This is a genomic window from Variovorax sp. S12S4 (assembly GCF_023195515.1).
GTDB lineage: Bacteria > Pseudomonadota > Gammaproteobacteria > Burkholderiales > Burkholderiaceae_C > Variovorax.
This window is the reverse complement of sequence record NZ_JALPKR020000002.1, coordinates 1,327,258-1,352,865: the sequence shown is the minus strand read 5'-3', so window position 1 is coordinate 1,352,865 and position 25,608 is coordinate 1,327,258. Positions and strand designations below refer to the sequence as shown.

The window sequence follows — 25,608 nt, the reverse complement described above, 5'->3', positions numbered from 1 at the left end:
TTGTTTTGAGTTCGTTTTGGGGCTCGTTTTGGGGTTTGCTTTCCGAGGCCGGGATTCCGCCCGGCGGCGGACTCACTTTCTTTGCTTCGCCAAAAGAAAGTAAGCAAAGAAAAGGCGACCCCACTGTCTGCGACCCCTGCGCTTCGCTACGGGGCAACCTGCGGTGCTCGTGTTTCGCGGGGTCCGCAGAACTCGCTTCGCTCAAACAGCTGCGGCCCTGATCCGCGAAACCCTCCGCTCCTCGGCGCATACAGAGGGGCTTGGAAACCGAACGGGCCTTTGCTTCGCTCGGCCGACCAAGCCACGGCGGCGCGGCGCGCCGCCGTGGTTGGGATGAATTGGATGTTTGTATTAGCTGTTGGTTTCGGCTGTTGGCTGTTGGGACCGAGCGAAGCGAAGGTCGCCCGCGGGGCGATACCCGGCCCCGGGAAAAAAACTACGCCCTGAACCTCTTCCGAGTAAGCCCCAACGCCACCCAAAACGCAGCAACCGCATAAACAGTCAACACCAATGCATGCCGCCACCACCCAACAGGCCACTGATCCATAAAAAGAGGCCGCACCAAAGCCACCGCATTCGTCAACGGCAGCCAAGCCGCCACAGCCCTCACAGCAGAAGGCAACTGCTCCAAAGGAAAGAACACCCCGCTCAAGAACATCATCGGCGTCATGAACAGCGTGAAGTAATAAGTAAAAAAGTCGTACCCCTTCGCCAGCGCATTGAAGATCAGCGCAATGGACGAGAAGGTAATCCCCGCGCCCGCCAGCACCATCCAAGCGACGATCAACTTAGGGCTGTGGCTGATCCCCAGCCCAAGCATCACGAATAGGATCGCGGTTACCGTAAAGATCGACTTGAACGCCGCCCACAGCATCTCGGCCAGCACGATGTCGTCTAACCCGACAGGCGCATTCATGATGCCGTCCCAGGTCTTCTGCACATGCATGCGCGAAAAGGCCGAGTACAGCGCCTCGAAGCTCGCGGCGTTCATTGCGCTCATGCAGATCGAGCCGCTGGCCAGGAACAGGATGTACGGCACCTTCACGCCGTCCACCGCCACTTGCCCCACCAGCGCTCCCATGCCGTAGCCGAAAGCCACGAGCCAGATCAAGGGCTCGGCAATGTTGCCGATGAGGCTCGGTATCGCGAGCTTGCGCCACACGAGCAGGTTGCGCAAAAACACAGGCCACCAGCGCAGCGAGAGTTCGGGCGCGCGCCATACGGAGCGCGTCGGCGGCGTGGCGCCGCTTGCTGCGGTCGTCGATGTTGTCGTCGTGTTGTTCATTGGCTAGCCCTCCTCGCGAATCTGCCGGCCGGTGAGCTTGAGAAAAAGGTCTTCGAGGTTCGCTGGCCGATGAAAGGTGCGCAGCCGGCCGTGGTGTGTCAGCGCATCGAGCAGGCGCCGCGCGTCTTGCGTGTAGAAGAACACGGTCTCGCCGCTCACCTCCACACGCGCTGCCAGCGCCTTGAGTTCGGGCGACTCGGCGAGCGAGAGCGCGCCGTTGCCGTACACCTCGACCACGTCGGGCTCCAGGTGCTCGGCAATCAGGTCGCGCGGGCGTCCTTCGGCAATCTTGCGGCCATGGTCGAGCACCAGCAGTCGGGAGCACAAGCGCTCGGCCTCGTCCATGAAGTGCGTGGTCAGCAGGATCGACTTGCCCTGCTGCAGCAGCACCTGCAGCCGTTCCCACATCAGGTGGCGGGCCTGCGGGTCGAGCCCGGTGGTGGGCTCGTCGAGCAGCAGCAGCCTCGGGTCGTTCACCAGCGCGCGCGCCAGCGAAAGGCGCCGCCGCATGCCGCCCGACAGTTCGCCGGGCTTTGCGTCGGCCTTGTGCGAAAGCGCCGCAAACTCCAGCAGCTGCGGCACGCGCTCGCGCACCTGCGCCTTGCTGAAACCGAAGTAGCGGCCGTACACCACCAGGTTCTCGGCGCAGCTGAAATCAGGGTCGAGCGTGTCGAACTGCGAGACCACGCCGAGCTGCGCCTTGATGGCCAGCGCGTCGCGCGGCATCTGCAAACCGAGCGCCGAGATCTCGCCGCCGTCGGGCGTGGTCAGGCCCAGGCACATGCGGATGGTGGTGGTCTTGCCCGCGCCGTTCGGGCCGATCACGCCAAGGCACTCGCCGGGCGCGATCTCGAATGACAGGTCGTCGACGACCGTGGTGCTGCCATAGCGCTTGAGGAGATGGCTGGCGCGGAAGAGGGGTGTGGAAGAGGAGGATTGCACGTCGGCCATTCTGGCCCAGCTCCGCGAAACCTGCCGCCATCGCTTCATCCGATGGTCAGGCCCGCCGAGTTCGGAGCAACCGGCGCCGCGCTCTACATCCGTAACCCGCTGAACTCGGTCTTCATCCAGTCGATGAAAGCCCGCGTGCGGGCCGGCAGCAGGCGCGCGCTCGGGTAAATCACGCTCACCGGCCGCGGCGGCGGTTCGTAGTCTTCGAGCACCAGCGCCAGCCGCCCTTGCGCCACGTACGGCAGCACCTGGTAAGAAAAGAAAGAGCCAAAGCCCATGCCCGCGGCGCAGGCCTCCACAGCGGGCGCGAGGTGATTGAACTCGAGGCGGTTGCTCAGCGTCACGTTCAGTGTCTTGCCGCGTTCGTGGAACTGCCATTGCGGCGACGCGCCGATGCGGCCGCGCACGCACGGAGCGCCGGCCAGGTCGCGCGGATGCCGCGGCGTGCCGTGCTGCGCGAGAAAGTCGGGGCTAGCAGCCACCACGCGCCGGATGGTGCCGAGCGTCTGGGCCACAAGCGACGAATCCTCCAGCGGGCTGATGCGGATGCCGATGTCGATGTTCTCTTCCAGCAGGTTCACCGTGCGGTCGTACAGCAGCACGCTGCAGTGCACCTTGTCGTAGCGCTTCATGAAGCGTGTGATGGCGGGCGCCACGTACATGTGGCCGAAGAGCACGGGGGCGGTAATGGTGAGCTGGCCGGCGGGCTCGTGAGCCTCGGCCTTGAGCGCAAGGTCGGCCGCATCGGCTGCAAGCAGCACATCGCGCGCACTGGCCAGGTAGTGGCGGCCCTCTTCGGTGAGCGACAGGCGGCGCGTGGTGCGGTGAAAGAGCCGCACGCCCAGGTGCGCCTCGAGCGCGGCCAGTGAGCGCACCACCGCGGGCAGCGAGCTGCCCAGCGAATCGGCGGCACGGGTGAGGCTGCCCTGCTCGGCAATCTCCACGAAGGTCTGCATGGCTTTGAAGCGGTCCATGGCGCGATTATTAAACCGAAAAACGCAGCAGTGAAATCCTTCAAAGGCTATTCATTCATTTATTGGATTAGAAAAGAATGCAGGCATCCAACAGCCATCGAAGGAAACTCCATGAACGCAAGCACAGCCGCCGCCCGTCTTCCCGCACAGCCCATCAAGCTCTATGGCACGCCGATCTCGGGCCACGTGCACCGTGTGCGGCTGTTTCTCTCGATGCTCGGGCTCCCTGTCGAAGTCATTGATCTCGACCTTCGCAAAAGGCCACGCGCACGCCGGAATTCCTTGCGCGCAATCCGTTCGGCCAGGTTCCCGTGATCGAGGACGGCGAGATCACACTGGCCGATTCGAACGCGATCCTGGTGTACCTGAACGAGCGCTATGCCGCCGATCCGGCGCGCTGGATGCCGCGGGATCCGGTCGGCGCTGCGCGCGTGCAGCGCTGGTTCTCGGTGGCCGCGGGTCCGCTGGCGTATGGGCCGGCGGCGGCCCCGGGTCATGGCGCTGTTCGGCCTGCCCGCGGATCCGACCGAAACGGTGTCGCGCTCGCACGTGCTGCTGTCGGTCATGGAAACGCACCTGCAGCGCGAGGCTTTTCTCGCAGGCCCGTCGGTCACGCTGGCGGACCTCTCGAACTATGCCTACGTGGCGCACGCGCCCGAGGGCAGCGTGTCGCTCGAACCGTATCCGCAGCTGCGCGGCTGGCTCGAACGCATCGAGGCGCTGCCAGGTTTCGTGCCCATGGTGCGTACGCCCATCGGGCTTGCGGCGGCCGCATGATCGCCGCGCCGTTCCACGCCGGCGAGCGCGCGCTGCAAACGCTGGCGGGTTCGCGCGAGGTCATGGCCGCGGCCGGCTCGCGCGTGATTCGCGACTTCATGCCCGATCAGCATCGCGACTTCTTCGCGCAACTGCCGTTCCTCGTCGTCGGCAGCATGGATGCACAGCTGCAGCCCTGGGCCAGCGTGCTGGCGGCTCCGCCCGGCTTCGCGCATTCGCCGGACCCGACGCACTTGCGCATCGACGCATTGCCGATGGCGGACGATCCGCTGGCCGCGCAGCTGGTGCAAGGCGCATCGCTGGGCCTGCTCGGGATTCAGCCGCACACGCGCCGGCGCAATCGCATGAACGGCAATGTCGAGGCGATCGATGCCGCCGGCTTCATGGTGGAGGTGCAGCAGAGCTTCGGTAATTGCCCCAAGTACATCCAGGCGCGCGAGCCGTTGTTCGCAGCGGGCCAGGCGGCCGCGCCGGCGCAGCGGCTCGATGGCCTCGACGATGCGGCGCGCGCACTCATCGCACGTGCCGACACCTTCTTCATCGCCTCCGCGTTTCCGCAGCATGCGGCAGACGGCGACGAGGCCGACCCGGCGGCGCAGGGTGTCGACGTGTCGCATCGCGGCGGGCTGCCGGGCTTCGTGCGAGTCGGCGAGGACGGCGTGCTCACCGTGCCCGACTTCACCGGCAACCGCTTCTTCAATACGCTGGGCAACCTGTCGGTCCACCCGCGAGCGGGGCTGCTGTTCATCGATTTCGAAAGCGGCGACCTGCTGCACCTGACAGCCACTGCCGAGATCGTATGGGATGGCCCTGAGGTCGCTGCTTTCGAAGGCGCCGAGCGTCTGCTGCGCCTGCGTGTGGAGCAGGTGTTGCGGCGTCCGGGTGCGCTGCCGCTGCGGTGGGGCGGCGCGGAAGTGTCGCCGCACCTGGCCCGCATGGGCCACTGGGTGGGCTGACGCCATCCGTCCCCGGCGGCTCGAAAAGGGCTTCTCGCTTCAGACGAAGAACGGAATGCGTGCGTTGGCCGAAGGCCTGTAGTGCCAGCCCCGCTCGCGCAGTGCGTCGAGGTCGAGGCTTCGCGCAAGGAGCGCCTCGAGGCCGGCGGCCGCCAGCGTGCACGCCAGCGCCTGGCCAGGGCAGGCGTGTACCCCATGTCCGAAGCCCAGCATGCGCCGCTGCGCGCGAACCGGCATGAAGCGGTCGGGCTCCGCATTGAAAGCCGGATCCCGGTTGGCCGACGCCAGCACCAGCAGCACCGCGTCCCCCGCCTCCAGCGGCACGCCCGAGATGGTGACGGGCTGCGCCACGAAACGCCGTGTGTTTTGCACAGAAGGGTCGTGCCGCGCCGTCTCCTCGACGATGGCATGCAGGCCGTCGCGTGTGCGTGCGATAGCGCGCAACGCGGGCTCTCCCAGCAGGGCGACGAGGCTGTTGCCCAAGAGGCCCGCCGTCGCGTCGCAGGTCTGCGACAGCAGCCCGACCAGGTTGGCGAGCAGGGCGCGCGAGAGCGGAGCACCTACCGCGCTGTCCGCAAGCACGGCCGCAAGCAGCGTGCCGTGCCGCGGCGGCGTGCCCGCGGCCAAGGCCTCGAAGCGGGTCATCAGAGCGTCGGCTGCGCTGCTGGCGCGCCGCAGTTGCGGCTCGGTCGACAGCGGCGAGAGGCACGCGACAAAGTCACGCATCCACAGCTCGACCTGCGGCAATGCCTCGGGCGCAAAGCCGAGCAGGTGGGCGACCGCCTGGATGGGCATGGCAAACAAGGTGTCCGACAGCGATTGCTCCTCGGGCACTTGCCGTGCGACCTGCAGCGCGGCGGCATGCGCGGCGTTCAGATCCAGCCCGGCCAGCGCGCGCTGCAATGCCGGCTTGTGCGCGGCATGCGCCGGACCGTCGTTCATCCGCACCAGGTGGCCGAACACCTCGCCCGCCGGGCTGCCGGCAATCACGCGCGGCACCGGTTCTGCAACCGGGCGCACCCGCAAGGCGCCCGGTGCGAGCAGCAGCGCTTCGATGACTTCGGCGCGGCTCGCAACCCACAGGCGCAGGCTTTCGTTCCACGCGAGCGATGGTCCGGCACGCAGGGTTTCATAGAAGGGATAGGGATCGGCGTACGTGACGGCTGCGACCGGGTCGGCGGGCATGGCTGGGAGAGAAAAGCTCGAATTCATGCCGCGCAGTGTGCAACTGCAGCCGCCGGCACACTTCGCCCGCGAGCGAAGTGTCGGTTGCACAGGCGCCTTACGATGAAGGGATGAGCACTACTTCAGCGCCGCACCCGGCCGTGTCCGAAAACGCGGATGTCCAACTCGCCCGGTTGGCCGGCGCCATTGCAGAACCGGGCGCGCGCGCATGCTGAGCTGCCTGATGGACGGCCATGCGCGCACCGCGACCGAGCTGGCTGCGGTCGCCGAAGTGGCCGCATCCACGGCCAGCGCGCACTTGGCGCGGCTGAAGGAAGAGCGGCTGGTCGAACTGCTGGTGCAAGGCAAGCACCGCTACTTTCGCCTGGCCGACGACAACGTGGCCGCGGCACTCGAAAGCCTCATGGTCGTCGCGGGCACGCCGCGCACGGCTGCGTTCGAGCCGAGCACGCCGAGCCGGCTGCGCACCGCGCGCACCTGCTACGACCACATGGCCGGCACCGCCGGCGTGGCGCTGCACGACCGATTGCATGCGCAGGGCTGGCTCAGCGGGCTGCAGAGCGGTTCGTACGAACTCACGCCCGAAGGCGCGGTGGCGCTGGAGAGCCTGGGTGTCGAGATCGATGCCGTGCGCCGATCGCGGCGGCGCTTTGCCTGCGCCTGCCTCGACTGGAGCGAGCGCCGCCCGCACCTGGGCGGTGCGCTCGGCGCGGCATGGCTCCAGTTGTCGCTGCGCCGCGGCTGGGTGCGCCAGGCACTCGACGGCCGTGAGCTGGCGCTCACGCCCAAGGCGCTGCGCGAACTGCCGGAGCTCTTTGCCTGAACTCTTTGCCCGAAGCGCCTGCTCAGGCCTTCAGCTTGAGCAAATAGATCATCGGCCCGGCCATGGCCAGGTCCAGTTCGAGGAAGCTCTCGAAGTCCTTGCCGGCCATCCAGAACGAATCCCAGTTGTTGCGCTTGATGGTCTTGTTCCAGATGTCGGCGGTGGTGGCGCGGTGCACGGCTTCGAGCAGCACGGCCTTGCGGTCCGGCGGCACCTTCTTGCCGGTGAGCACGCCGCGCCAGTTGGCCAGGTCGGCGTCCACGCCCTGCTCGCGCACCGATGGAATGCCGAGGAACGGCCGCTTCGACGACACGCCAATCGCGCGCAGCTTGCCGCTCGAGAGGCCCTCGCTGAATTCGCTGAAGCCCGAGATGCCCGCCACCGCCTTGCCGGTGATGAGCGCCTCGACCACTTGCGCGCCGCCCGGGTACGGCTGGTAGACCAGGCCCGCGGTGTTGCCGGCCACGCGCGCCAGCATGCCGGCGTACATGTGGTCCACGCCGCCGGCCGAACCGCCGGCGATGATGGTCTTGGCCGCATCGGCGCGCAGTTGTGCGATCAGGTCCTTGGGCGTCTTGATGGGCGAATCGGCCTTGACCGCCACCACTTCGTAGTCGCTGGTGAGGCGCGCCACGGGCGCGACCTGTGCCATGGTGACGGGCGGCTTCTGCAGCGCGACTGCGCCGACCATGACCATGCCGCTCATCAGCAGGGTGTCGGGGTCGGCATCGTATTTCTCGACGTACTTGGCCAGCCCGATGGTGCCGCCCTTGCCGCCGATGTTTTCATAAATCACTTCGCCCGCAGCGCCAGAGGCGACCAGCGCAGCACCAAGTGCGCGGCCGGTCTGGTCCCAGCCGCCGCCTTCGTTGGCCGGAATGACGATGCGCAGCTTGGAAATGAGCTGCGGCTCGGCGGCACGCGCCGGGCGGGACCACAGCGCGGCGTGGCCGGCGCCCGCAACCGCGGCTGCGCTCGCCATCCATGCATTGAAGTTGCGGCGAGAAAGGCTCGCGGGCGACGAACTAGGCATTTCGTTTCCATTTGTTGGCAGAAGTAACCAATGATGTCCGCGAAATGAGTCTGTCACCTACCTGTCGAAGTAGGTAAAAACCCTAATGAGTGTTAAATATTACTGAAAAGCGACCTCGGCGAAGCTTCGGAGCTTGCGGCTGTGCAGCCGGGTCGACCCCTGTTCCCGAAGGATGTCGATGGCCCGCATACCGATGCGAAGGTGCTGCTCCACCCGCTCACGGTAGAAGTGGTTGGCCATGCCCGGCAGCTTGATCTCGCCGTGCAGCGGTTTGTCGCTCACGCACAACAGCGTGCCGTAGGGCACCCGAAAACGGAAGCCGTTGGCGGCAATGGTGGCGCTTTCCATGTCCAGCGCCACCGCGCGGCTCTGGCTGAAGCGGCGCTGCGGCTGGTTGCCCGGCAGCAGCTCCCAGTTGCGGTTGTCGGTGCTCGCCACCGTGCCGGTGCGCATGATCTTCTTCAGGTCGGGCCCGGTGTAGCGCGTGACGTCGGCCACGGCTTTTTCCAGCGCGAGCTGGATTTCAGAGAGGGCCGGAATCGGCACCCACAGCGGCAACTCTTCGTCGAGCACGTGGTCTTCGCGCACGTAGGCGTGGGCCAGCACGTAGTCGCCGAGCTGCTGCGCATTGCGCAGGCCCGCGCAGTGGCCCAGCATCATCCAGGCATGAGGGCGCAGCACGGCGATGTGGTCGGTAATGGTCTTGGCATTGGCCGGGCCGACGCCGATGTTCACCATGCTGATGCCGCTGCAGTCCTCGCGCACCAAGTGGTAGGCCGGCATTTGCGGCAGCCGCGGCGGCGCGGTGCCTTGGGTGCCGTCGAGCAGCGTGCCAAAGTTGGTGCTCGCACCCGCAGGCAGGCCGCGGCGGCGAGTGATCACATTGCCGGGCTCGATGAAGGCGATGTACTCGCTCTTCTCGTCGGCCATGGCTTCGTGGCCCAGCCGCACGAACTCGTCGATGTAGAACTGGTAGTTGGTGAACAGCACGAAATTCTGGAACCACTCGGGCGCCGTGCCTGTGTAGTGCCGCAGGCGGTGCAGCGAATAGTCCACTCGCGCGGCAGTGAAGAGCGACAGCGGCTGCGCCTCGCCGGCCTGCGCTTCGTAGGTGCCGTTGGCAATGCCGTCGTCCATCACGCCCAGGTCGGGCAGGTCGAACACGTCGCGCATCAGGGCGCGCCGCTCGTCGCTCATCGTGCCTTCGATATGGTCGTTCTCGGCAAAAGAGAAATGGATCGGAATCGGCTGTGTGCTGGTGCCGACTTCGATCTCGACCTGGTGGTTTTCGAGCAGCAGCCGGAACTGGTCGAGGTAATAGCGCGAAAAGAGATCGGGCCGCGTCAGCGTGGTCTCGTAACGGCCGGGCCCCGCGACAAAGCCGTAGCTCAGGCCGGCATTAGCCGGCGGCGTGTGGCGCGACACGGTGTGGGTGTGCACCCGCACAAAGGGGTAGCAGGCGCGTACGCGTCCGGGCAATGCCTCGCCGGCGACGAAGCGCAGCATCGATTCCCTCAGGTGCGCAAGGCCGCCCTGGTAGATGGACTTGACCTGGTCCAGCGCCGCAGTGGCGTCGTTGAAGCGGGCGGGAGCAACGAAAGTGGGCATGTGGGGCATGACGGCATTGTGCAATGTCCGTGCGCGCAGGGCCCTGGCGACAAAGGGCAAACGAAGCGATTACTCTCGGCCGATCTCCACAGACATCCCGAAAGGTGAAGTAATGAAGGTCGCAGTGATGGGCGCCGGCGCGGTCGGCTGCTACTACGGCGCCATGCTGGCGCGCGCAGGCCACGAGGTGGTGCTGATCGGTCGGCCATCGCACGTGGAGGCCGTTCGCGCCAATGGGCTGCGGCTGGAAACCAAGGCTTTCGAGGAGCATGTGAGGCTCGACGCGAGCACCGAAGCCAGCGCGGTGCAGGGCGCCGGCCTGGTGCTGTTCTGCGTGAAGTCCACCGACACCGAGCTGGCCGCGGCCCAGATCGAGCCGCATCTTGCGGCCGATGCGCTGGTGCTCACGCTGCAGAACGGTGTCGACAACGACGAGCGCGTGCGCTCGGTGCTGCCGCGCCACGAGGTGGCCGCCGCGGTGGTCTACGTGGCCACCGAGATGGCGGGGCCGGGCCATGTGAAGCACCATGGCCGCGGCGAGCTGGTGATTGCGCCTTCGCGCGCCAGCGAGCAGGTGGCGCAGCATCTTGCAGCCGCCGGCGTACCGACGCAGATTTCCGGCAACGTGCGCGGCGCGCTCTGGGCCAAGCTGGTGTTGAACTGCGCGTACAACGCGCTCTCGGCCATCACCCAACTGCCGTACGGCGAACTCGCAAAAGGCCAGGGCGTGGACGATGTCATTCGCGATGTGGTCGATGAATGCCTTGCCGTTGCCAAGGCCGAAGGCATCGTCATACCCGGCGATACCGGCGCCGCCGTGCGCGGCATCGTGCAGTCGATGCCCTCGCAATATTCATCGACCGCACAGGACCTTGCGCGCGGCAAGCCGAGCGAAATCGACCATCTCAACGGCCTTGTGGTGCGGCGCGGCAAGGCGCTCGGCGTGCCCACGCCGGCGAACCGCGTACTACTGGTGCTGGTGAAGCTGCTCGAAGGCAAGCAGCAGCAGAAGGCAGGCGTCTAGCCCGGCATCGGTTCGCGCATGGTCACGAACTCTTCGGCCGCCGTGGGGTGGATGCCCACGGTGCTGTCGAACAGCGCCTTGGTGGCGCCCGCGCGCATGGCCACCGCGAAGCCTTGCACAATTTCGCCCGCGTCGGCGCCCACCATGTGCAGGCCGACCACGCGGTCGGTCGCCTTGTGCACCACCAGCTTCATGAAGGTGCGCTCGCTGCGGCCGGAGAGCGTGTGGCGCAGCGACTTGAACTCGCTCGAGAACACCGTCACCTCGCCGAACCTGGCGCGCGCATCGATCTCGGTGTAGCCGCAGGTGCCGATGTTCGGGTGCGTGAAAACCGCGGTGGGAATGTATTCGTACTCGAGCTTGCGCTTGCCCTGGCCGAACAAGGCATCGACCACCACCATGGCTTCGGCCAGCGCGACCGGCGTGAGGTGCACGCGGGTGGAAACGTCGCCCACCGCGTAGATCGACGGTACCGAGCTGCGGTAGTTCGCATCGACCGCGATCGCGCCGCGCTTGTCGAGCGCAACGCCCGCCGCCTCCAGGCCGAGCCCTTGGGTGTTGGGCACCCGGCCGGTGGCAAAGAGCACCGCGTCGGCCTCGACCTGCTGGCCGCGCGCCAGGGTGACGACCAGCCCGCCCGGGCCGCGCGCAATCGACGCTGCCTCGACGTTGAGCCGCACGTCGATGCCGGCCTTGCCCATTTCGTGTGCGACGAACTGCCGCACGTCGTCATCGAAGCCGGTGAGCAGGTGCGCGCGGCGATGCAGCTGCGTCACCTTGGCGCCCAGGCCGTTGAAGATGGATGCGAACTCGCAGGCGATGTAGCCGCCGCCCACCACCAGCAGGCGCTTGGGAAACGGGTCGAGGTTGAACATCGCGTCCGAGGTGGCGATGTGCTCGCGCCCCGGAATCTCGGGCACGAAGGGCGTGCCGCCGGTGGCAACGAGCAGGTGGCGCGCGGTGTGGCGCTGGCCGTCGACTTCCACCGTGTGGCCGTCGACCAGCTGCGCCCAGCCCGTGATCAGCCTGACGCCCGAGTTTTTCAGCAGCGAGGCATACACGCCGTTGAGACGCTCGATCTCCTTGGCGCGCTGGGCCTTGAGCTGGCCCCAGTCGAACTGCGGTGCCTCGGGCAGCTTCCACCCGTAGCCCGCCGCTTCCTCGAACGATTCGGCGTAGCCGGCCGCGTAGCTGTAGAGTTTTTTGGGAATGCAGCCCACGTTGACGCAGGTGCCGCCAAGGTCCGCCGCTTCGGCCAGGCCCACGCGCGCGCCGTGCTGCGCCGCCATGCGCGCTGCCCGTACGCCGCCGCTGCCGCCGCCGATGACGAAAAGGTCGAAGTCGAATGTGCGCATGTGAAGGGTGCTCCTTGCCGGCGACTTTAGCCGCCGGCGGGAAGCACCGGTATTCGCGGGTCTTGCGCGGGGCGATGCGCTACCCCCGCGCGCTCGGCGTTCAGCGCTGCTGCGAGTCCGGCGAGGTCATCAGCCTGCGCCGGTCGTCACCGCCCCGCTGGCCGGGTGGAGGCTGGGGCTGGGCTTGCTGGGGCGGCGGCGCAAAGCCGCGTTGCTGCTGCATTGCGCGCACCTGCGCTTCCTGGGCCTGCCGCATGGCGTTCTGCTGAGCCTGCTGCTGGGCGAGCGCTTGCTGCTGCATTTGCGCGGCGCGCTGTTGCGTCTCCTGCTGCTGGCGAATCATCTGCTGCTGGGCCAGCGCCTGCTGCGCGGCGCGTTGCTGCTGTTGTTGCAGCTGCATCTGCTGCGCTTGGGCCTGGGCGGCGCGCTGCTGCAGTTCCTGCTGTTGCCGCTGCGCCTGTTGCTGCTGCTGGAGTTGGAGCTGTTGTTGATGCTGCTGTTGCTGCCATTGGTTCTGGTTGGCGCGCTGCTGCCACTCCTGCTGCTGGCGCTGGCCTTGCTGCCGCTGCCATTCCATTTGCTGCTGCTGTTGTTGCTGTGCCGCCTGCTGTTGCGCGGCGCGCTGCTGCATGGCCTGGATGTTCTGCGCCTGCTGCATCTGCTGGACTTGCCGCGCCTGCTCGTACTGGAACTCCTGCTGCTGGCGAGCCCGCAGCTGCGGCGGCGGCTGCATCGCGGCGGGCCGGCCATAGCCGCCGCCAAAGCCGTGCATCGGAATGCCCGGAGCGGGCGCAACCGGCACGCGCGCAAAGCGGTCATCGGGCAAGCGCACCAGGTCGCGCCGGCCGAAAGGGCCACGGCCGAAGCGGTCGGCCGGCACCACGGTCACCGCGCCCGGCATCCGCTGGTTGGCATAGAAGTCGTTGCGCATCTCGGCCTGGCGGTTTCGGTAGGCGGCCATGCGGTTGACGCGATCGATGTAGCGGGGGCTCGCGCTGTAGGCGGGCCGCCATTGTTCACCGGGCGCGAGCGGGAACCAGCCCACGCCGCTGCGGCCGTCGCCGATCTGCAAGGTGGCATTCACGCCGCCGCTGCCGCCGCCCACAAAGCCGACCAGTGCGGGCGAATACACGGGCCGTGCGGTGGCCTGCCCCGGCACCCAGGCCCAGCGCGGACCCACGCGGGCCCAGCGGCCATAGTGGAATGGCGCAAAGCCCCAGGGCGCGGCATCGACCCAGGTCAGGCCCCAGGGGGCCACGTTCACCCACTGGCCGTCGCGGTAGGGCGCCCAGTCGGCGTCCACGTTGCGCGGGAACCAGACGGCGCCGTAGGAGGGGTCGTTCTGCCAGTCGCCGTAGTTGTCGAGCTGCTGGTAGCCGACCACCTCGCGCGACACGTAGCGCGCGGAGACGGACTGGTCCTCGATGCGGTTGCGCTCGGCCACCCACGCGTCGAAGCTGCCGTTCTGCGGCGGAAAGCTGTTCACCGCGGCAAGGTCGCGGCCGGACACGGTGAGTTGCTGCCGCGCGCCCAGGGTTTGCGACTGGCCGTTTTCACCATGGAGCGTCGCTCGGCCGGAGGCCACCGCAACCCAGGTGGTGCCGGCGGACGGGTCGGCGGCAATGCGGTATTCGCCGGGGGCGTCGATCACCACGGCGAGGTTGCCTGTGTCCACCTCGACGCGTTGGCCCGAAAGGTCATCTCGCACGCGCAATTGCAGGTTGCCCTGGTTCGCGGTGATGCGCACGGTGTCGTCGTCGAGCTCGGAAAATTCAACATGCGTCTGCCCGTCCATCCGCAGCGCCGCCGAGCCGATGTGAACCTCGGCGCGCGCATTGCGGTCGGTCCAGAGCCGGTCGCCGCTGGTGATGGGGCGGTTGGGTTGCGCGTCGTACCAGCTGTCTTCGCCGGCCGGCGCAAAGCTCACCGTGCCTTGCTGCAGGTTCAGGCGCGCCACGCGGCCCGGCGGGTCTTGCTGCGCGCCGGCCGCCGCGCCAAGGCACAGCAGCGCGAGGCCGAGCAGCCATCGATGCAGCGGCCGGTGAAGAGGGGAAAAGGCGGTGCGGTTCATGGTTTGTCTCTGGTTCGCGGGACCGGATGAAAGCGATGCACATGTAACGCGCGAGAATCCGCTGCCGCTGTCAGCGCATGCCCCCTGCTTGGTGAAGCGCACGCACATTCGGCAACTGCTTGTAATGAGGGACTCTGCATGAAAAACGACAACAGCCCAGGTGCACGGGGCAAAGTGCGCTACCGGAACCATAGCAAATCGTGGGGAATGATGGCGCTCGGCTTCGGTGCGGCGATCTTCCTCGCGGCGCCACGTGCCGAGGCCCAGCTGGCGCGCAAGCCCTCTTATTACCAGCAGCAGAACAGCAGCAACGCGGCTCCTGGGGCCGCGGCCACCCGCCCCGCAGCGCCCGCGTCGCTGTCCATGCTTCGCAGCCGGGGCGACTTCGACGCCCTGGCGCGCGTTTACGACGCCGGCACGCCGATGCAACTGGCCCACGTGCTCTTCGCCGTCGATCGCCAGGCCAAACCGGTGCGCACCTACTACATCGACACGCCGCGCTTTCAGCTGCACGTGCGCTTCGTGCGCGATACGGGGCTTTCGCCGCGCGCCGGCAAGCGCGAAATCGACCGCAACTACCTTGCGCCGGACCGCCGCTTCCTGTTCGGCACGCTGAGCTGGCAGCAGAACATCGGCACCTTCACCTACGAATTCTGGGAGGGCGACCAGCTCACGCCGGCGCTGCTGCGGCAGGCCGATGCGCAGGTGAAGGCCAGCTTTTTCGCACCCGTGAAGTTCAAGACCAACTCCACGCTGCACGAGCGGGTTGCGAAGGAAACGGGCGTCGACTTCGTGAGCCAGGAAGCGCTGATCCGCGAGCAGCCCTACATGCCGATGAACCTCGGCACGGCCACCGGCCGGGTGCGCATCGTGGACGAGGCTTCGGGCGCGAACGTGCTGAATGCGCTGCTGCCCGACGACATTGCCGTGTTGCGCCAGGTGCCGATCAGCCTGCCGCCCGTGGCCGGCGTGCTGACCGAGCGGCCCTCTACTGCGCTGTCGCACGTCAACCTGCTGGCCAAGGGCTGGGGCATTCCCAACGCCTATGTGCGCGATGCCGCAGCTGTGTTGCGCGAGCATGCGGGCCAATGGGTGGCGCTCAAGGTCGCGGCCTCGGGCTACCAGCTGCGCCGCCTCACGCCCGAGGAGATTGCGGCGCTGCCGCCGCGCAACGTGCGCACCGCGGCCATCGGCGTGGTGCCGGGCGGTGCGAAAGCCGCCAGGCCCGACCTGCGCGAAACCCGCCTGCTGCCGCTCGCGTCGCTGCGTGCGCGCAACAGCGCGCAGTGCGGCTCCAAGGCGGCCAACCTCGGGGCCGTGCTGGCCGCGCGCATTCCTCAGACCACGGTGCCCGACGGCTTTTGCATTCCCTTTGCGCACTACGACCGCTTCATGCGCGCCAACGACCTGGCCGGCCGCATCGCGCGCATGCAGCAGCAACCCGGGTTTGCAAGCGACCCGCAGGTCCGGCAGAAGGCGCTGGCGCAGTTGCGCGATGAGATCGTGCAGTGGCCGGTCGATGCGGCCACCGCGGCGGCGTGGCGTGCCGCTTGGCAGTCGCAGCTTGGCGGCGGCGGCGTGTTCGTGCGCAGTTCGTCCAATTCGGAAGACCTGCCCGGCTTCAGCGGCGCGGGGCTCTACAGCACGGTGCCCAACGTCAAGACCGGCGATGCGCTCGAGCTCGCGGTGAAAAAGGTGTGGGCTTCGGTGTTCAACCCCGAGGCCTGGGAGGCGCGCAGTGCCGCGGGCTTTGGCGCCGAGTCGGTGCTGATGGGGGTGTTCGTGCAGGCCGCCATCGATTCGACCAACGCCGGCGTGATGATCACGCGCGACCCCTTCGACGCCGGGCATCCGCACGTCACCTACATCTCGGCCAAGCGCGGCATCGGCATCCGCGTGGTCGAAGGCAAGCGTGTGGCGGAGCAGGTCATGTATTCGAGCTGGTCCAAGGCCATCCAGGTGCTGAGCCGCTCGGCCGAAGAAACGGCCCTGCAGCTCGACAAGGACGGCGGCGTGAAGGAAGTGCCGGTGGAAGCCGGCCGCACCGTGCTGACGGACGAGCTGGTGGTGCGCCTCGCAGGCGTAGGCGCCGCGGTGAAGCGCGCGTTCGGCGGCGTCGACCAGGACATCGAATGGGCCACCGTGGGCGACCGCATTGTGCTGCTGCAGGCGCGCCCCTATGTAGAGCGGCGCCGCTGAAGTTCGCGCGCCGCCCTGCCGCTTATTTGTAGAGCAGCTGCGGCAGCCAGAGCCCGATCTGCGGCCAGATGTACAGCAGCACGATGGCCAGCACCTGGATGCCCATGAAGGGCAGCATGCCCAGGAAGATCTGGTTCAGCGTCACGTGCGGCGGGCTCACGCCCTTCAGGTAGAACGCCGCCATCGCCACCGGTGGGCTCAGGAACGCCGTCTGCAGGTTCATTGCAACCAGCAGGCCGAAGAACAGCGGGTCAACGCCGAAGTTGTCGAGCAGCGGAATGAAGATGGGCATGAAGATCACGATGATCTCGGTCCACTTCAAGGGCCAGCCCAGCAGGAAGATGATCACCTGGCTCAGCACCAGGAACTGCACCTTCGTGAGGTTCATGCCCAGCACCCACTCTTCCACCAACGCCTGCCCGCCGAGCAGCGCGAACGCCGCCGAGAAGATGGCCGAGCCCACGAAGAGCCAGCACACCATGGCCGAGGTCTTGGCCGTGAGAAACACCGATTCCTTCAGCACCGACAGGTTGAGCCGCCGGTAGGCCGCCGCCAGCAGCATGCCGCCGAGCGCACCCATGGCCGCCGCCTCGGTGGGCGTTGCCAAGCCCAGCACGATCGAGCCGAGCACCGACAGGATCAGCAGCACCAGCGGGAAAAACGAGGCCAGCAGCATCTTGAAGATCTCGAGCCGCGCAAAGCTCAGGAACAGGTAGAACAGCGTGACCAACGCGCCGAAGATGGCAAAGGTGACCCACCACCAAGTGGGCGCGGGGCGCACCGATGCGCCCTCTGCCGCCGGGGCAACGGCGGCTGTGCCTGCGGCGGGCGGCTGCGCCGCGGCTGCTTCGGCCGGCGGGCTGGATGCGCCAGGCGGTTCTGCGAGCGGTCCTGAAGCGGAAGGAGCAGAAGGCGTGTCGCCGGAAGGCGGCTCTTGTAAGCCGCCCGCGGCCGGCGGCTCCTGGAGCCCGCCGGTGGAAGGTGGCTCCTGCAATCCGCCAGCGCCCGAGCCCTCGGCGGTGCCGCTGCGCGTGGCGCCGATCTCCTCGATCTCGTAGCGCGCCTGCGCCTCGACGGTGGTCACGGCCTTGTAGCTGAAGCCGGCGAGCAGCAGAAAGATCACGCCGGGCATGGCAACGATACCCAGCTGCCGCAGCACGTGCGAGAACGGCACGTCCGCATTGCGCCGGCCTTTCAACAGGCCGACCACCGCATGCGCAGCGGGGCTGTCCGCCAGCCGTTGCGAGAGCGGGGTGAGCGGCACCGCGCGCTCCGCCTGCGACAGCGGCGGCGCCCATTGCGGCTTGAGCCGCGCGATGATGATCACGTACACCACGTAGAGCGAAGCGAGCATCAGCCCCGGAAAGAATGCGCCCGCATACAGCTGCACCACCGAGACGCCCGCCGTGGCGCCATAGACGATCAGCAGCACCGAAGGCGGAATCAGGATGCCCAGGCACCCGCCGGCGGTGATGGCACCCGCGGCCAGCGGCACGCTGTAGCCCGCGCGCAGCATGGCCGGCAGGGCCAGCAGGCCCATCAGCGTGACCACCGCGCCCACGATGCCGGTGGCGGTGGCAAAGATGGTGCAGGTGACCAGCGTGGCCACCGCCAATGCACCCGGCAGCCGTGCAAGCGCCAGGTGCAGGCTCTTGAACAGCGACTCGATGAGGTTCGCGCGCTCCACCAGGTAGCCCATGAAGACGAACAGCGGCACCGCAATGAGCACGTCGTTGGCCATGGTCTTGTAGGCGGCCTGCACCATCAGGTCGAGCGTGCGGTGCCAGTCGCGGTCGTACGCCAGCCAGGTGAAGAGCATGCCCATGCCCATCAGCGTGAACGCCGTGGGAAAGCCCAGCATGATGGCCACCACCACCAGCGAGAGCATCAGGAGGCCCAGGTGGCCGTTGGTGATGGTGTCGGCGCTCACGAGCACCGCGGCCGCGCCGGTCACGATCAGCGCCATGAACGAGAGGCCGAACCAGAGTTCGCGGCGGATCATCGTGCGGCCTCCTTGGCAACCACCACGCGGTCGAGCGCGGCAATGTCTTCGTCCTTGACGTTGACCATCTCCTTGAGCTTCTCGACGTCGACCTCTTCCACGTCCTGCTCGCGCGAAGGCCACGCGCCGTCGCGGATGCACTGCACGCAGCGGATGATCTCGACCAGGCCCTGCAACAGCAGCGTGAACCCGGCGAGAGGAATGATGTACTTGAAGGGATACAGCGGCAGCGGCTCGGCCGAGAAGGTCTGCTCGCGGATGGCGAGCGATTCACCTGCATAGACCCAGCCCGCCCAGGTCAGCGCGACGATGCCGGGCAGGAAGAAGATGATGTACAGCACCAGGTCGACCAGCGCCTGCGTGCGGGGCCGAAAGAAGCCGTAGAGCACGTCGCCGCGCACGTGGCCGTTCTTGGAGAGCGTGTACGCGCCGGCCGTCATGAACATGGCGCCGTACAGCATGATCTGCGCGTCGAGCACCCATGCATGCGGGTGGTTCAGCACGTAGCGCGAAAACACCTCCCAGCTGATGAGCAGCGTGAGCAGCAGCGCGCACCATGCGAAGGTCTTGCCGATCCATGTCGAGAAACGATCGACGGCCAACAGGAAAGATTGCATCGAAAAGAACTCCTCGCTGCGGCCGGCGCAGCATGGGCGGGCATGAAAAGAGGGCACCGCGCCGGGTGCCCTCGCATCACCGGATCAGCGTCAGGACTTCTTGGCCTTCGCGCCGAAGTAGTGGTTGTAGGCCATCTTGAAATCGACCGTGTAGTCGTTCTGCCACTGGCCGGCGCGTTCGGCAAAGGCCATCTGCGAGTCGAGCACCTTCTTGAACATCGGGTTCTCGGCGGCCTTCTTGGCAATGGTCTTGTCCCACGACGCAAGCTGCGCGCGCAAGATCGCGTCGGGCGTCTTGTAGAACTTGATGCCGGCTTTCTTGAGCTCGATGTAGTCCTGCGAATTGCGCTGGATGGCCTTCCAGCTCATGTCGGCGCTCGACGCCTGCACCGCGTAGTCGATGATCGACTTGAGTTCCGCCGGCAGTGCCGCGAGCTTGCCCTTGTTGAACAGGATCTCGAACTGCTCGCCCGACTGGTGGAAGCTCTGCAGCATGCAGTTCTTCGCCACGTCCGGGAAGCCCAGCACGCGGTCGCTCGAGGCATTGTTGAACTCGGCCGCATCGATGAGGCCGCGGTCCAGCGCCGGCACGATCTCTCCGCCCGGCAGCGGGTTCACGGCCGTGCCCATGTCGGTGAACACGTCGACCGCCAGGCCCACGGTGCGGAACTTCAGGCCCTTCATGTCTTCCACGCGGGCCACCGGCTTCTTGAACCAGCCCAGCGGCTGCGTGGGCATGGGGCCGTAGAGGTACGAAACCACGTCGAGGTTCAGGCTCTTGTAGATTTCCTCGATCAGCGCCTTGCCACCGCCGTAGTTGTGCCAGGCCAGCACCATGTTGGCGTCCATGCCGTAGCCGGGGCCCGACCCCCAGAGCGCGAGCGCCGAGTTCTTGCCGTACCAGTAGGCCACCACGCCATGGCCGCCGTCGAGCGTGCCCTTGGCAACCGCGTCGAGCAGTTGGAACGCCGGCACCACGGAGCCGGCCGGCAGCACTTCGATCTTCAGGCGGCTGCCCGCCATGTCATTGACCTTCTTGGCAAAGTCTTGCGCGTATTCATGGAAGATGTCCTTGGCCGGCCACGTGCTCTGGAAGCGCAGCGACGTGGTCTGCGCCATGCTGACCATGGGCGCCGACATGGCGCCCGCAGCCACGGCCGCGCCCTTGAGAAGGCTGCGGCGGCGGGGTGATTTGCTCTCTGTCATGTTGTCTCTCTCCATACAAGTTCTGACCGAAGAAACCCTGCCCACCTTCTTGGCGCTATGTTCGGCAGGCCCGACCGCATCTTTGGCGCGCGGGAATATGCGACAAACAGGGTTTTCACGAACTGGTGAAAAATTCCATCATCCGGCGGGGCTCCGGGGGCGGCGCAAAGGCGCTGTTGCCTGTGTAGAGAGCCCCGTCCATCAAAAGGACTCAAAGACATGACTGAACCCGTTGGGGAAAAGGGCTATGCCGGCGACGTGACGCCCGAGCAGGCCGCAGAGTGGATGGCAAGCGGCGAGGCCGTATTGGTCGACGTGCGCAGCGATGCCGAGCGCGAGTGGGTCGGCTACGTACCCGGCGCCGTGCCGCTCGCCTGGAAGCAGTGGCCGGGCATGACGCTCAACCCGGCCTTCGACGGCGGCATCCGGGCCGCGGGCGAGGACGGCAACAAGAAGCTGGTGCTGCTGTGCCGCAGCGGTGTGCGCTCCATCGCGGCCGCCAGGCGCGCAACCGAACTGGGCCTGGAGGCGTACAACATCCTCGAGGGCTTTGAAGGCAATCCGGACGACAACGGGCACCGAGGGGTGCTTGGCGGCTGGCGCAAGCGCGGGTTGCCCTGGAAGCAGAACTAGGGTTCGGGGTTTTTGTTTGAGGGTTCAGTTCAGGGCGGCGCACCCGCCGACGGGGTACCTTTCTCCGCGAATGTCCCCGGCCTGCGGCCTCCTCCTTTATTTCGCTGCGCAAGGCACCCCGCCAGCGGGTGCGATACAGAGCGGTGGTTGACCAGCGGTACACCAGCAGCGCGCCCAGGTGCACAGGGCATCGGGTGCTCCGCGCAGCGAAATAAAGGAGGAGGGCGAAGCCCGGGGACATTCGCGGAGGGGAGTACCCGGTGGCCTGTGCACGCGCCCTGAACAGCAGCGCCAAGAACAACAGCACAAAAACAAAAGGCCCACCGTTCCCAGTGGGCCTTTCCATTGGCGAGCTGAATCAGGTCAAAGCGCCGGAATGCGCAGCTTCTGCCCCGGATAGATCTTGTCCGGATGGCTCAGCATCGGCTTGTTGGCTTCGAAAATCGCGTTGTACTTGTTGGCGTCGCCGTAGTACTTCTTCGAGATGGCCGAGAGCGTGTCGCCCTTCACCACGTCGTGGTACTGCGCGGGCGCTGCGGCCGGTGCAACCAGGTTGTTGTCGACGCTCGTCACATTGGCGACGTTACCCGCGGCAAGCCCGGCTTTTTCGCTCGCTTCCTGCGAAGGTGCCTGGCCGGCCAGCGTGACCACGCCCGTTGCGGCCGTGTAGGTCACTTCCAGGCCCGTGAGACCGAGATTTTGCGTCTCGATATAGGTCTTGATGGCAGCCGCGGCCTTGGTGTTCGCGTCCGGCTCGGCAGCCTGGGCCGATGAACCGCCGAACAGCTTTTCTCCTGCTTCCTTGATGAAACTCAGCAAACCCATGGGGTACTCCTTCTGCCGTGGTTATTGGGAATCGCGACTGTAACGGCGGCAAGTGACCATGGCGCGTAGTCCCTTGCCGCAAGTGCAAGCGGCGGTAAGCGACATAAAGTCGCAATAATCCCGCCCATGGCTTCCCCCTTCCTCGCGATCGACATCGGCAACACCCGCCTCAAATGGGCTCTCTACGATGCCGCGCATCCGGGAGCCGCGCTGCAGGCGCACGGTGCCGAGTTTCTCGACCACATCGAGCGCCTTGCCGAAGGTCCATGGGCCAACCTGCCCGCGCCAAGCGCCATGCTGGGCTGCGTGGTGGCCGGCGATGCAGTGCGCCGCCGCGCCGAGGAGCAGATCGTCGAGCGCTTCGAGTGCGCGCCGCGCTGGGTCGTGGCGAGTGCGGCCGAGGCCGGCATCGTCAACGGCTACGACCATCCGACGCGGCTTGGCGCCGACCGCTGGGTGGCGATGATCGGCGCGCGCCACCGCATGCTGGGCACGGGGCCCGCAAGGCCGATGGTGGTGGTGATGATCGGCACGGCCGTCACGGTGGAGGCCATCGATGCCGGCGGCAAGTTCCTCGGCGGGTTGATTCTGCCGGGTCACGGCATCATGCTGCGCGCGCTGGAGTCGGGCACGGCCGGGCTGCACGTGCCCACCGGCGAGGTGCGCGAATTTCCCACCAACACCAGCGACGCGCTCACCAGCGGCGGCACCTATGCCATTGCGGGCGCAGTGGAGCGCATGGTGCAGCACGTGCGCTCGCACTGCGGCGCCGAGCCGGCCTGCTACATGACCGGCGGCGCGGGGTGGAAGATGGCACCCGTCATGAACGGTGACTTCGAACTCGTCGAAAGCCTGATCATGGACGGCCTGCTCGTCATTGCTCGCGAGCGGGACGGCGGCTAAGCCTTTTTCCAAAAAGCTCAGGGGCGCATCAGCGCTTCGGCGACCGCGTGGAACGCGGGCAGCGTGAGCGGATCGTTCCCCGCATTGGCCGCCACCGGATGCGCGGCGTAGCGCACGATCACCATCTCGGCCTTCGGGTCGACGTAGATGCTCTGTCCGTGGATGCCGCGCGCCATGTAGGCGCCGTGCGGGTTGTTCGTGACCCACCACATGTTGCGGTACGACCAGCCCGGCAGCAGCGCATAGCCGGCCTTGGCGAACCTGGCCGCATCGCCGCCGCGCTGGATGTCTTCGACCACGGCTTTCGGAATGGCCTGCTGCCCGTTGGTCGCACGGCCGCCGTTGCGCATGGTCTCGCCGAAGCGCGCCAGGTCGCGCAGCACGGTGTTGAGCCCGCCGCCGCCCGACTCGGTGCCGATGCGGTCGACCATGAAGTAGGCGTCCTGCTCGGCACCGATGCGGCGCCAGATCTTTTCGCTCAGCAGGTCGGCGAGCGGCTGGTTGCTCACGCGGCGCAGGATCCAGGCGAGCACTTCGGCGTTGACTGTCTTGTAGGCAAACGCAGCGTCGTGCGCGCCTTCCTTCTGCAGCGTGGCGAGGAATTCGTAGAACGACTTCGGGCCCGTGTAGTTCGGGCCTTGGGTCAGCATGCCGCCGGCGCGCGCATAGTCCCAGACCTCGGCTTTCGGGTCGGCGTAGTTTTCGGAATAGCGCACGCCGATGGTCATGTCCATCACCTGGCGCACCGTGGCGTCGCCGTACGCCGTGTCCTTCAGTTCAGGCAGGTATTTGGTGACCGGTGCCGCAGGGTCGAGCTTGCCCTCGTCCGCCAGGATGGCCGCCAGCGTGCCGACGAAGGACTTGGTGACAGACATCGCGATGTGCGGCCGCTCGGGCGTGAGCGCGCCGAAGTACTTCTCGTAGACCACGCGGCCACGGTGCATCACCAGGATGCCGTCGGTGTAGGTGCGCGGAATCATCTGCGCGAAGGTCACGGTCTCGCCGGTACTCCCCAGGGGCTTGAACGTGACGGCTTCGATGTCGGTGCGCGGCGCCGCCGGCAGCGGGCTGGGCGCACCGCTGCCGCGCCACACATTGGCTGTCGGCACGGTTTCGCGCACATGCGAAAAGCTCCAGCGCGTACGCGGAAACACACCGCCCACCGGGTTGTCGAAGGTAATCAGCTTGTCGGGCGGTGGCGGAAAGCCCTTCATCCACCCCATGGCCTCGACCGAGGTGGCCGCCGGATCGGGAGGCGCGGCGGGCGCGGGCGTCTGGGCGTTCGAAGAGGTGTTCACGGCAATCAGTGTGAAGGCGGCGACGAGCGCCGTGCGTTGGAAAAAGGACATGGGCTTCGTGGCTCCGGTGGGATTCATCTTCAACTTGCTCGTCAGCGGCCGCTGAAGCGCGCCGGCCGGCGCTCGACGAACGAACGCACGCCTTCAGCCGCATCTTCGCTGTTCGACAGGCGCTTCTGCGTTTCGATGAATTCCGACACGGCCGCGAGCGGCCCTTGCTCGACAGCCTTGATCACATTCAGCCGGGTGGCCACCACGGCCAGCGGCGCTTGCGCAGCGATGCGCTGCGCAATGGCCAGCGCCGTGTCGAGCTCCTGCCCGGCGGGCACCACCTTCTGCACGAAGTTGAGGCGATAGGCCTCGGCGCTGTCGAACTCGTCGGCCGTCAGCAGATGCAGCATGGCATTGCCCACGCCCGCGCGCTCGGCCATGCGCAGCGTGGCGCCGCCCGTGGCCATGATGCCGCGCTGAACTTCCATCTGCGAGAAGCGGCAGTTGTCGGCCGCCACCACGATGTCGGCGCCCAGCATCAGCTCGATGCCGACCGTGAAGCAGATGCCCTTCACCGCCACCACCATCGGCTTGGTGCGGCGGCGGTAGCCGGGCAGGCCGAAGTCGTGCGGCTCCACCAACCCGGCCGGAATCGCCTTTTCGCCACGCTTCATGTACTCGGTGACCGCAGGCAGGTCCAGGCCCGCGGTGAAGTGGTCGCCAAAGGCATGCAGCACGCCCACGCGCAGGTCGGGGTCGTCGTCCAGCCGGGTGTAGGCCTCGGCCAGCTGCTTGAACATCGGCGGCGTCCAGCCGTTGCGCTTGGCGGGGCGGTTGATGCCGATCAGCAGCACGTGGTCGATGACTTGCGTGTCGATGCAGCCTTCGGCGGGCGGGGCGGTTGGGGTGATGGGCGTGGCGGTCATGGCGTTTGTCTCCTTGTTTTTGTTGTTGCCGCGCTTAGTAGGTGTAGACGCCGCGCCCGGTCTTGCGCCCGAGCTGGCCGGCCGCGACCATCTCCTTCAGCAGCGGGCAGGGTCGGTACTTGGAATCGCCGAACTGCTCGAGGTAGACCTCCATCACAGCCAGGCACACATCCAGGCCGATCATGTCGGCCAGCGCCAGCGGGCCGATCGGCTGGTTGCAGCCCAGCTTCATGCCGGCGTCGATGTCTTCGGCGGTGGCAATGCCTTCGGACAGCACGAAGAACGCCTCGTTGATCATCGGCACCAGGATGCGGTTGACCACGAAGCCCGGCGCGTTCTTCACCGTGATGGGCGACTTGCCCAGCTTCTCGGCCAGCGCCTTCACGGCGTCGTGCGTGGCGTCGCTCGTCAGATAGCCGCGGATCAGCTCCACCAGCGCCATCATCGGCACAGGGTTGAAAAAGTGCATGCCGATGAAGCGATCGGCGCGCGAGGTGGCGGCCGCGAGCTGGGTGATGGAGATCGACGAGGTGTTCGACGCGATGATCACCTCGGGTGCCAGCAGCTCGTCGACCTGCTTCAGGATCTTGAGCTTGAGCGCATGGTTCTCGGTGGCGGCTTCGATCACGAGCTGCGCGCTCTTCAGGTCGTCGTAGTTGGTCGAGCCCTTGATCAGCGCGAGCGCCGCGGTCTTCTGCTCGGCCGTGAGCTTTTCTTTCTTGATCAGGCGGTCGAGGCTGCCCGAGACAGTGGCCAGGCCCTTGTCGACCGCCGCCTGGGCAATGTCGACCATCACCACATTGACACCGGCCACCGCACAAGCTTGCGCAATGCCATTGCCCATCGTTCCGGCGCCGATGATGCCGACGGTCTGGATCGTCATGAGAAAACTCCTTGAATAAAGAAAAACGGGATAAGGGGCGCGTGGCGCGAAGGCGGCCACGTTGCAGGAGATCGATTGTGAAG

At 66.8% G+C, this 25,608-nt stretch carries 20 protein-coding genes and 2 pseudogenes; 7 read left to right on the top strand and 15 right to left on the bottom strand.

All coding sequences use genetic code 11. The features are described 5' to 3' along the window. Positions 1–436: 436 nt before the first annotated feature. From M0765_RS06950 to M0765_RS06940, 3 genes are all read right to left on the bottom strand, one after another. Complete coding sequence (locus M0765_RS06950) at positions 437–1,285, bottom strand: ABC transporter permease (RefSeq protein WP_258502760.1); 849 nt, start codon at positions 1,283–1,285, stop codon at positions 437–439. 3 nt (positions 1,286–1,288) lie between these two features. Continuing rightward, positions 1,289–2,236 carry an ATP-binding cassette domain-containing protein gene (locus tag M0765_RS06945; RefSeq protein WP_258502759.1) on the bottom strand — a complete coding sequence of 316 codons (948 nt, stop codon included), beginning with the start codon at positions 2,234–2,236 and terminating at the stop codon, positions 1,289–1,291. Positions 2,237–2,319: 83 nt separating this feature from the next. Continuing rightward, complete coding sequence (locus M0765_RS06940) at positions 2,320–3,210, bottom strand: LysR family transcriptional regulator (protein WP_258502758.1); 891 nt, start codon at positions 3,208–3,210, stop codon at positions 2,320–2,322. Positions 3,211–3,321: 111 nt separating this feature from the next. Here M0765_RS06940 and M0765_RS06935 point away from each other — a divergent pair. Both M0765_RS06935 and M0765_RS06930 read left to right on the top strand, forming a co-directional pair. Next, positions 3,322–3,987: pseudogene (locus M0765_RS06935) on the top strand (glutathione S-transferase family protein). Continuing rightward, positions 3,984–4,943, top strand: coding sequence for a pyridoxamine 5'-phosphate oxidase family protein (locus M0765_RS06930; RefSeq protein ID WP_258502757.1), 960 nt, complete (start codon positions 3,984–3,986; stop codon positions 4,941–4,943). Before M0765_RS06935 ends, M0765_RS06930 begins: the two are co-directional and overlap by 4 nt. Positions 4,944–4,982: 39 nt before the next feature. Here M0765_RS06930 and M0765_RS06925 read toward each other — a convergent pair whose 3' ends face one another. Continuing rightward, positions 4,983–6,128 carry a cytochrome P450 gene (locus tag M0765_RS06925; RefSeq protein WP_258502756.1) on the bottom strand — a complete coding sequence of 382 codons (1,146 nt, stop codon included), beginning with the start codon at positions 6,126–6,128 and terminating at the stop codon, positions 4,983–4,985. Positions 6,129–6,238: 110 nt separating this feature from the next. Here M0765_RS06925 and M0765_RS06920 point away from each other — a divergent pair. Next, positions 6,239–6,951: pseudogene (locus tag M0765_RS06920) on the top strand (ArsR/SmtB family transcription factor). Between the two features lie 22 nt (positions 6,952–6,973). On the opposite strand, the gene M0765_RS06915 reads toward M0765_RS06920, so the two are convergent. Both M0765_RS06915 and M0765_RS06910 read right to left on the bottom strand, forming a co-directional pair. Continuing rightward, positions 6,974–7,984: a Bug family tripartite tricarboxylate transporter substrate binding protein gene (locus M0765_RS06915; RefSeq protein WP_258502755.1), complete on the bottom strand. Its 1,011-nt coding sequence runs from the start codon at positions 7,982–7,984 to the stop codon at positions 6,974–6,976. A 99-nt stretch (positions 7,985–8,083) separates the two neighbouring features. Then, complete coding sequence (locus M0765_RS06910) at positions 8,084–9,601, bottom strand: AMP nucleosidase (RefSeq protein ID WP_258502753.1); 1,518 nt, start codon at positions 9,599–9,601, stop codon at positions 8,084–8,086. Positions 9,602–9,704: 103 nt separating this feature from the next. Here M0765_RS06910 and M0765_RS06905 point away from each other — a divergent pair, with 103 nt between their 5' ends. Then, complete coding sequence (locus M0765_RS06905; RefSeq protein ID WP_258502752.1) at positions 9,705–10,616, top strand: ketopantoate reductase family protein; 912 nt, start codon at positions 9,705–9,707, stop codon at positions 10,614–10,616. On the opposite strand, the gene gorA is transcribed toward M0765_RS06905, so the two are convergent. Continuing rightward, positions 10,613–11,971: a glutathione-disulfide reductase gene (gorA, locus tag M0765_RS06900; RefSeq protein ID WP_258502751.1), complete on the bottom strand. Its 1,359-nt coding sequence runs from the start codon at positions 11,969–11,971 to the stop codon at positions 10,613–10,615. The two genes, M0765_RS06905 and gorA, sit on opposite strands and share 4 nt — an antisense overlap. A gap of 100 nt (positions 11,972–12,071) precedes the next feature. Continuing rightward, positions 12,072–14,042, bottom strand: coding sequence for a DUF6600 domain-containing protein (locus tag M0765_RS06895; RefSeq protein WP_258502750.1), 1,971 nt, complete (start codon positions 14,040–14,042; stop codon positions 12,072–12,074). 138 nt (positions 14,043–14,180) lie between these two features. Here M0765_RS06895 and M0765_RS06890 point away from each other — a divergent pair, with 138 nt between their 5' ends. After that, positions 14,181–16,241, top strand: coding sequence for a PEP/pyruvate-binding domain-containing protein (locus M0765_RS06890; protein ID WP_258502749.1), 2,061 nt, complete (start codon positions 14,181–14,183; stop codon positions 16,239–16,241). 22 nt (positions 16,242–16,263) lie between these two features. Here M0765_RS06890 and M0765_RS06885 read toward each other — a convergent pair whose 3' ends face one another. From M0765_RS06885 to M0765_RS06875, 3 genes are all read right to left on the bottom strand, one after another. Continuing rightward, complete coding sequence (locus M0765_RS06885; RefSeq protein WP_258502748.1) at positions 16,264–18,243, bottom strand: TRAP transporter large permease; 1,980 nt, start codon at positions 18,241–18,243, stop codon at positions 16,264–16,266. Beyond that, positions 18,240–18,860, bottom strand: coding sequence for a TRAP transporter small permease subunit (locus M0765_RS06880; protein WP_258502746.1), 621 nt, complete (start codon positions 18,858–18,860; stop codon positions 18,240–18,242). Before M0765_RS06880 ends, M0765_RS06885 begins: the two co-directional genes overlap by 4 nt. Before the next feature lie 90 nt (positions 18,861–18,950). Further along, positions 18,951–20,066: a TRAP transporter substrate-binding protein gene (locus tag M0765_RS06875; protein WP_258502745.1), complete on the bottom strand. Its 1,116-nt coding sequence runs from the start codon at positions 20,064–20,066 to the stop codon at positions 18,951–18,953. Between the two features lie 219 nt (positions 20,067–20,285). Between M0765_RS06875 and M0765_RS06870 the strand changes: the two genes are divergently transcribed. Further along, entirely contained in the window at positions 20,286–20,699 is a 414-nt protein-coding gene (locus tag M0765_RS06870) for a rhodanese-like domain-containing protein (protein WP_258502744.1), read from the top strand. A 363-nt stretch (positions 20,700–21,062) separates the two neighbouring features. Here the strand turns inward: M0765_RS06870 and lysM are convergent, their stop codons facing one another. Beyond that, positions 21,063–21,524 carry a peptidoglycan-binding protein LysM gene (gene lysM, locus M0765_RS06865; protein WP_126749877.1) on the bottom strand — a complete coding sequence of 154 codons (462 nt, stop codon included), beginning with the start codon at positions 21,522–21,524 and terminating at the stop codon, positions 21,063–21,065. Positions 21,525–21,650: 126 nt separating this feature from the next. Between lysM and M0765_RS06860 the strand changes: the two genes are divergently transcribed. Next, positions 21,651–22,427 (top strand): type III pantothenate kinase, encoded by a 777-nt coding sequence (locus M0765_RS06860; RefSeq protein WP_258502741.1) that lies wholly within the window; start codon positions 21,651–21,653, stop codon positions 22,425–22,427. Between the two features lie 17 nt (positions 22,428–22,444). Here M0765_RS06860 and M0765_RS06855 read toward each other — a convergent pair whose 3' ends face one another. The 3 genes from M0765_RS06855 to M0765_RS06845 are packed head-to-tail and all read right to left on the bottom strand — an operon-like array spanning position 22,445 to position 25,525. After that, complete coding sequence (locus M0765_RS06855) at positions 22,445–23,776, bottom strand: serine hydrolase domain-containing protein (protein ID WP_258502739.1); 1,332 nt, start codon at positions 23,774–23,776, stop codon at positions 22,445–22,447. A gap of 41 nt (positions 23,777–23,817) precedes the next feature. Then, entirely contained in the window at positions 23,818–24,642 is an 825-nt protein-coding gene (locus M0765_RS06850; protein ID WP_258502738.1) for a crotonase/enoyl-CoA hydratase family protein, read from the bottom strand. A 34-nt stretch (positions 24,643–24,676) separates the two neighbouring features. Next, positions 24,677–25,525 carry a 3-hydroxybutyryl-CoA dehydrogenase gene (locus M0765_RS06845; RefSeq protein ID WP_126749873.1) on the bottom strand — a complete coding sequence of 283 codons (849 nt, stop codon included), beginning with the start codon at positions 25,523–25,525 and terminating at the stop codon, positions 24,677–24,679. Between the last annotated feature and the right edge of the window lie 83 nt (positions 25,526–25,608).

Coding starts and splice junctions, on each gene's coding strand:
- M0765_RS06950 (WP_258502760.1), bottom strand. CDS start 1,285: ATGAACAACACGACGACAACATCGACGACCGCAGCAAGCGGCGCCACG.
- M0765_RS06945 (WP_258502759.1), bottom strand. CDS start 2,236: ATGGCCGACGTGCAATCCTCCTCTTCCACACCCCTCTTCCGCGCCAGC.
- M0765_RS06940 (WP_258502758.1), bottom strand. CDS start 3,210: ATGGACCGCTTCAAAGCCATGCAGACCTTCGTGGAGATTGCCGAGCAG.
- M0765_RS06930 (WP_258502757.1), top strand. CDS start 3,984: ATGATCGCCGCGCCGTTCCACGCCGGCGAGCGCGCGCTGCAAACGCTG.
- M0765_RS06925 (WP_258502756.1), bottom strand. CDS start 6,128: ATGCCCGCCGACCCGGTCGCAGCCGTCACGTACGCCGATCCCTATCCC.
- M0765_RS06915 (WP_258502755.1), bottom strand. CDS start 7,984: ATGCCTAGTTCGTCGCCCGCGAGCCTTTCTCGCCGCAACTTCAATGCA.
- M0765_RS06910 (WP_258502753.1), bottom strand. CDS start 9,601: ATGCCCCACATGCCCACTTTCGTTGCTCCCGCCCGCTTCAACGACGCC.
- M0765_RS06905 (WP_258502752.1), top strand. CDS start 9,705: ATGAAGGTCGCAGTGATGGGCGCCGGCGCGGTCGGCTGCTACTACGGC.
- gorA (WP_258502751.1), bottom strand. CDS start 11,971: ATGCGCACATTCGACTTCGACCTTTTCGTCATCGGCGGCGGCAGCGGC.
- M0765_RS06895 (WP_258502750.1), bottom strand. CDS start 14,042: ATGAACCGCACCGCCTTTTCCCCTCTTCACCGGCCGCTGCATCGATGG.
- M0765_RS06890 (WP_258502749.1), top strand. CDS start 14,181: ATGAAAAACGACAACAGCCCAGGTGCACGGGGCAAAGTGCGCTACCGG.
- M0765_RS06885 (WP_258502748.1), bottom strand. CDS start 18,243: ATGATCCGCCGCGAACTCTGGTTCGGCCTCTCGTTCATGGCGCTGATC.
- M0765_RS06880 (WP_258502746.1), bottom strand. CDS start 18,860: ATGCAATCTTTCCTGTTGGCCGTCGATCGTTTCTCGACATGGATCGGC.
- M0765_RS06875 (WP_258502745.1), bottom strand. CDS start 20,066: ATGACAGAGAGCAAATCACCCCGCCGCCGCAGCCTTCTCAAGGGCGCG.
- M0765_RS06870 (WP_258502744.1), top strand. CDS start 20,286: ATGACTGAACCCGTTGGGGAAAAGGGCTATGCCGGCGACGTGACGCCC.
- lysM (WP_126749877.1), bottom strand. CDS start 21,524: ATGGGTTTGCTGAGTTTCATCAAGGAAGCAGGAGAAAAGCTGTTCGGC.
- M0765_RS06860 (WP_258502741.1), top strand. CDS start 21,651: ATGGCTTCCCCCTTCCTCGCGATCGACATCGGCAACACCCGCCTCAAA.
- M0765_RS06855 (WP_258502739.1), bottom strand. CDS start 23,776: ATGTCCTTTTTCCAACGCACGGCGCTCGTCGCCGCCTTCACACTGATT.
- M0765_RS06850 (WP_258502738.1), bottom strand. CDS start 24,642: ATGACCGCCACGCCCATCACCCCAACCGCCCCGCCCGCCGAAGGCTGC.
- M0765_RS06845 (WP_126749873.1), bottom strand. CDS start 25,525: ATGACGATCCAGACCGTCGGCATCATCGGCGCCGGAACGATGGGCAAT.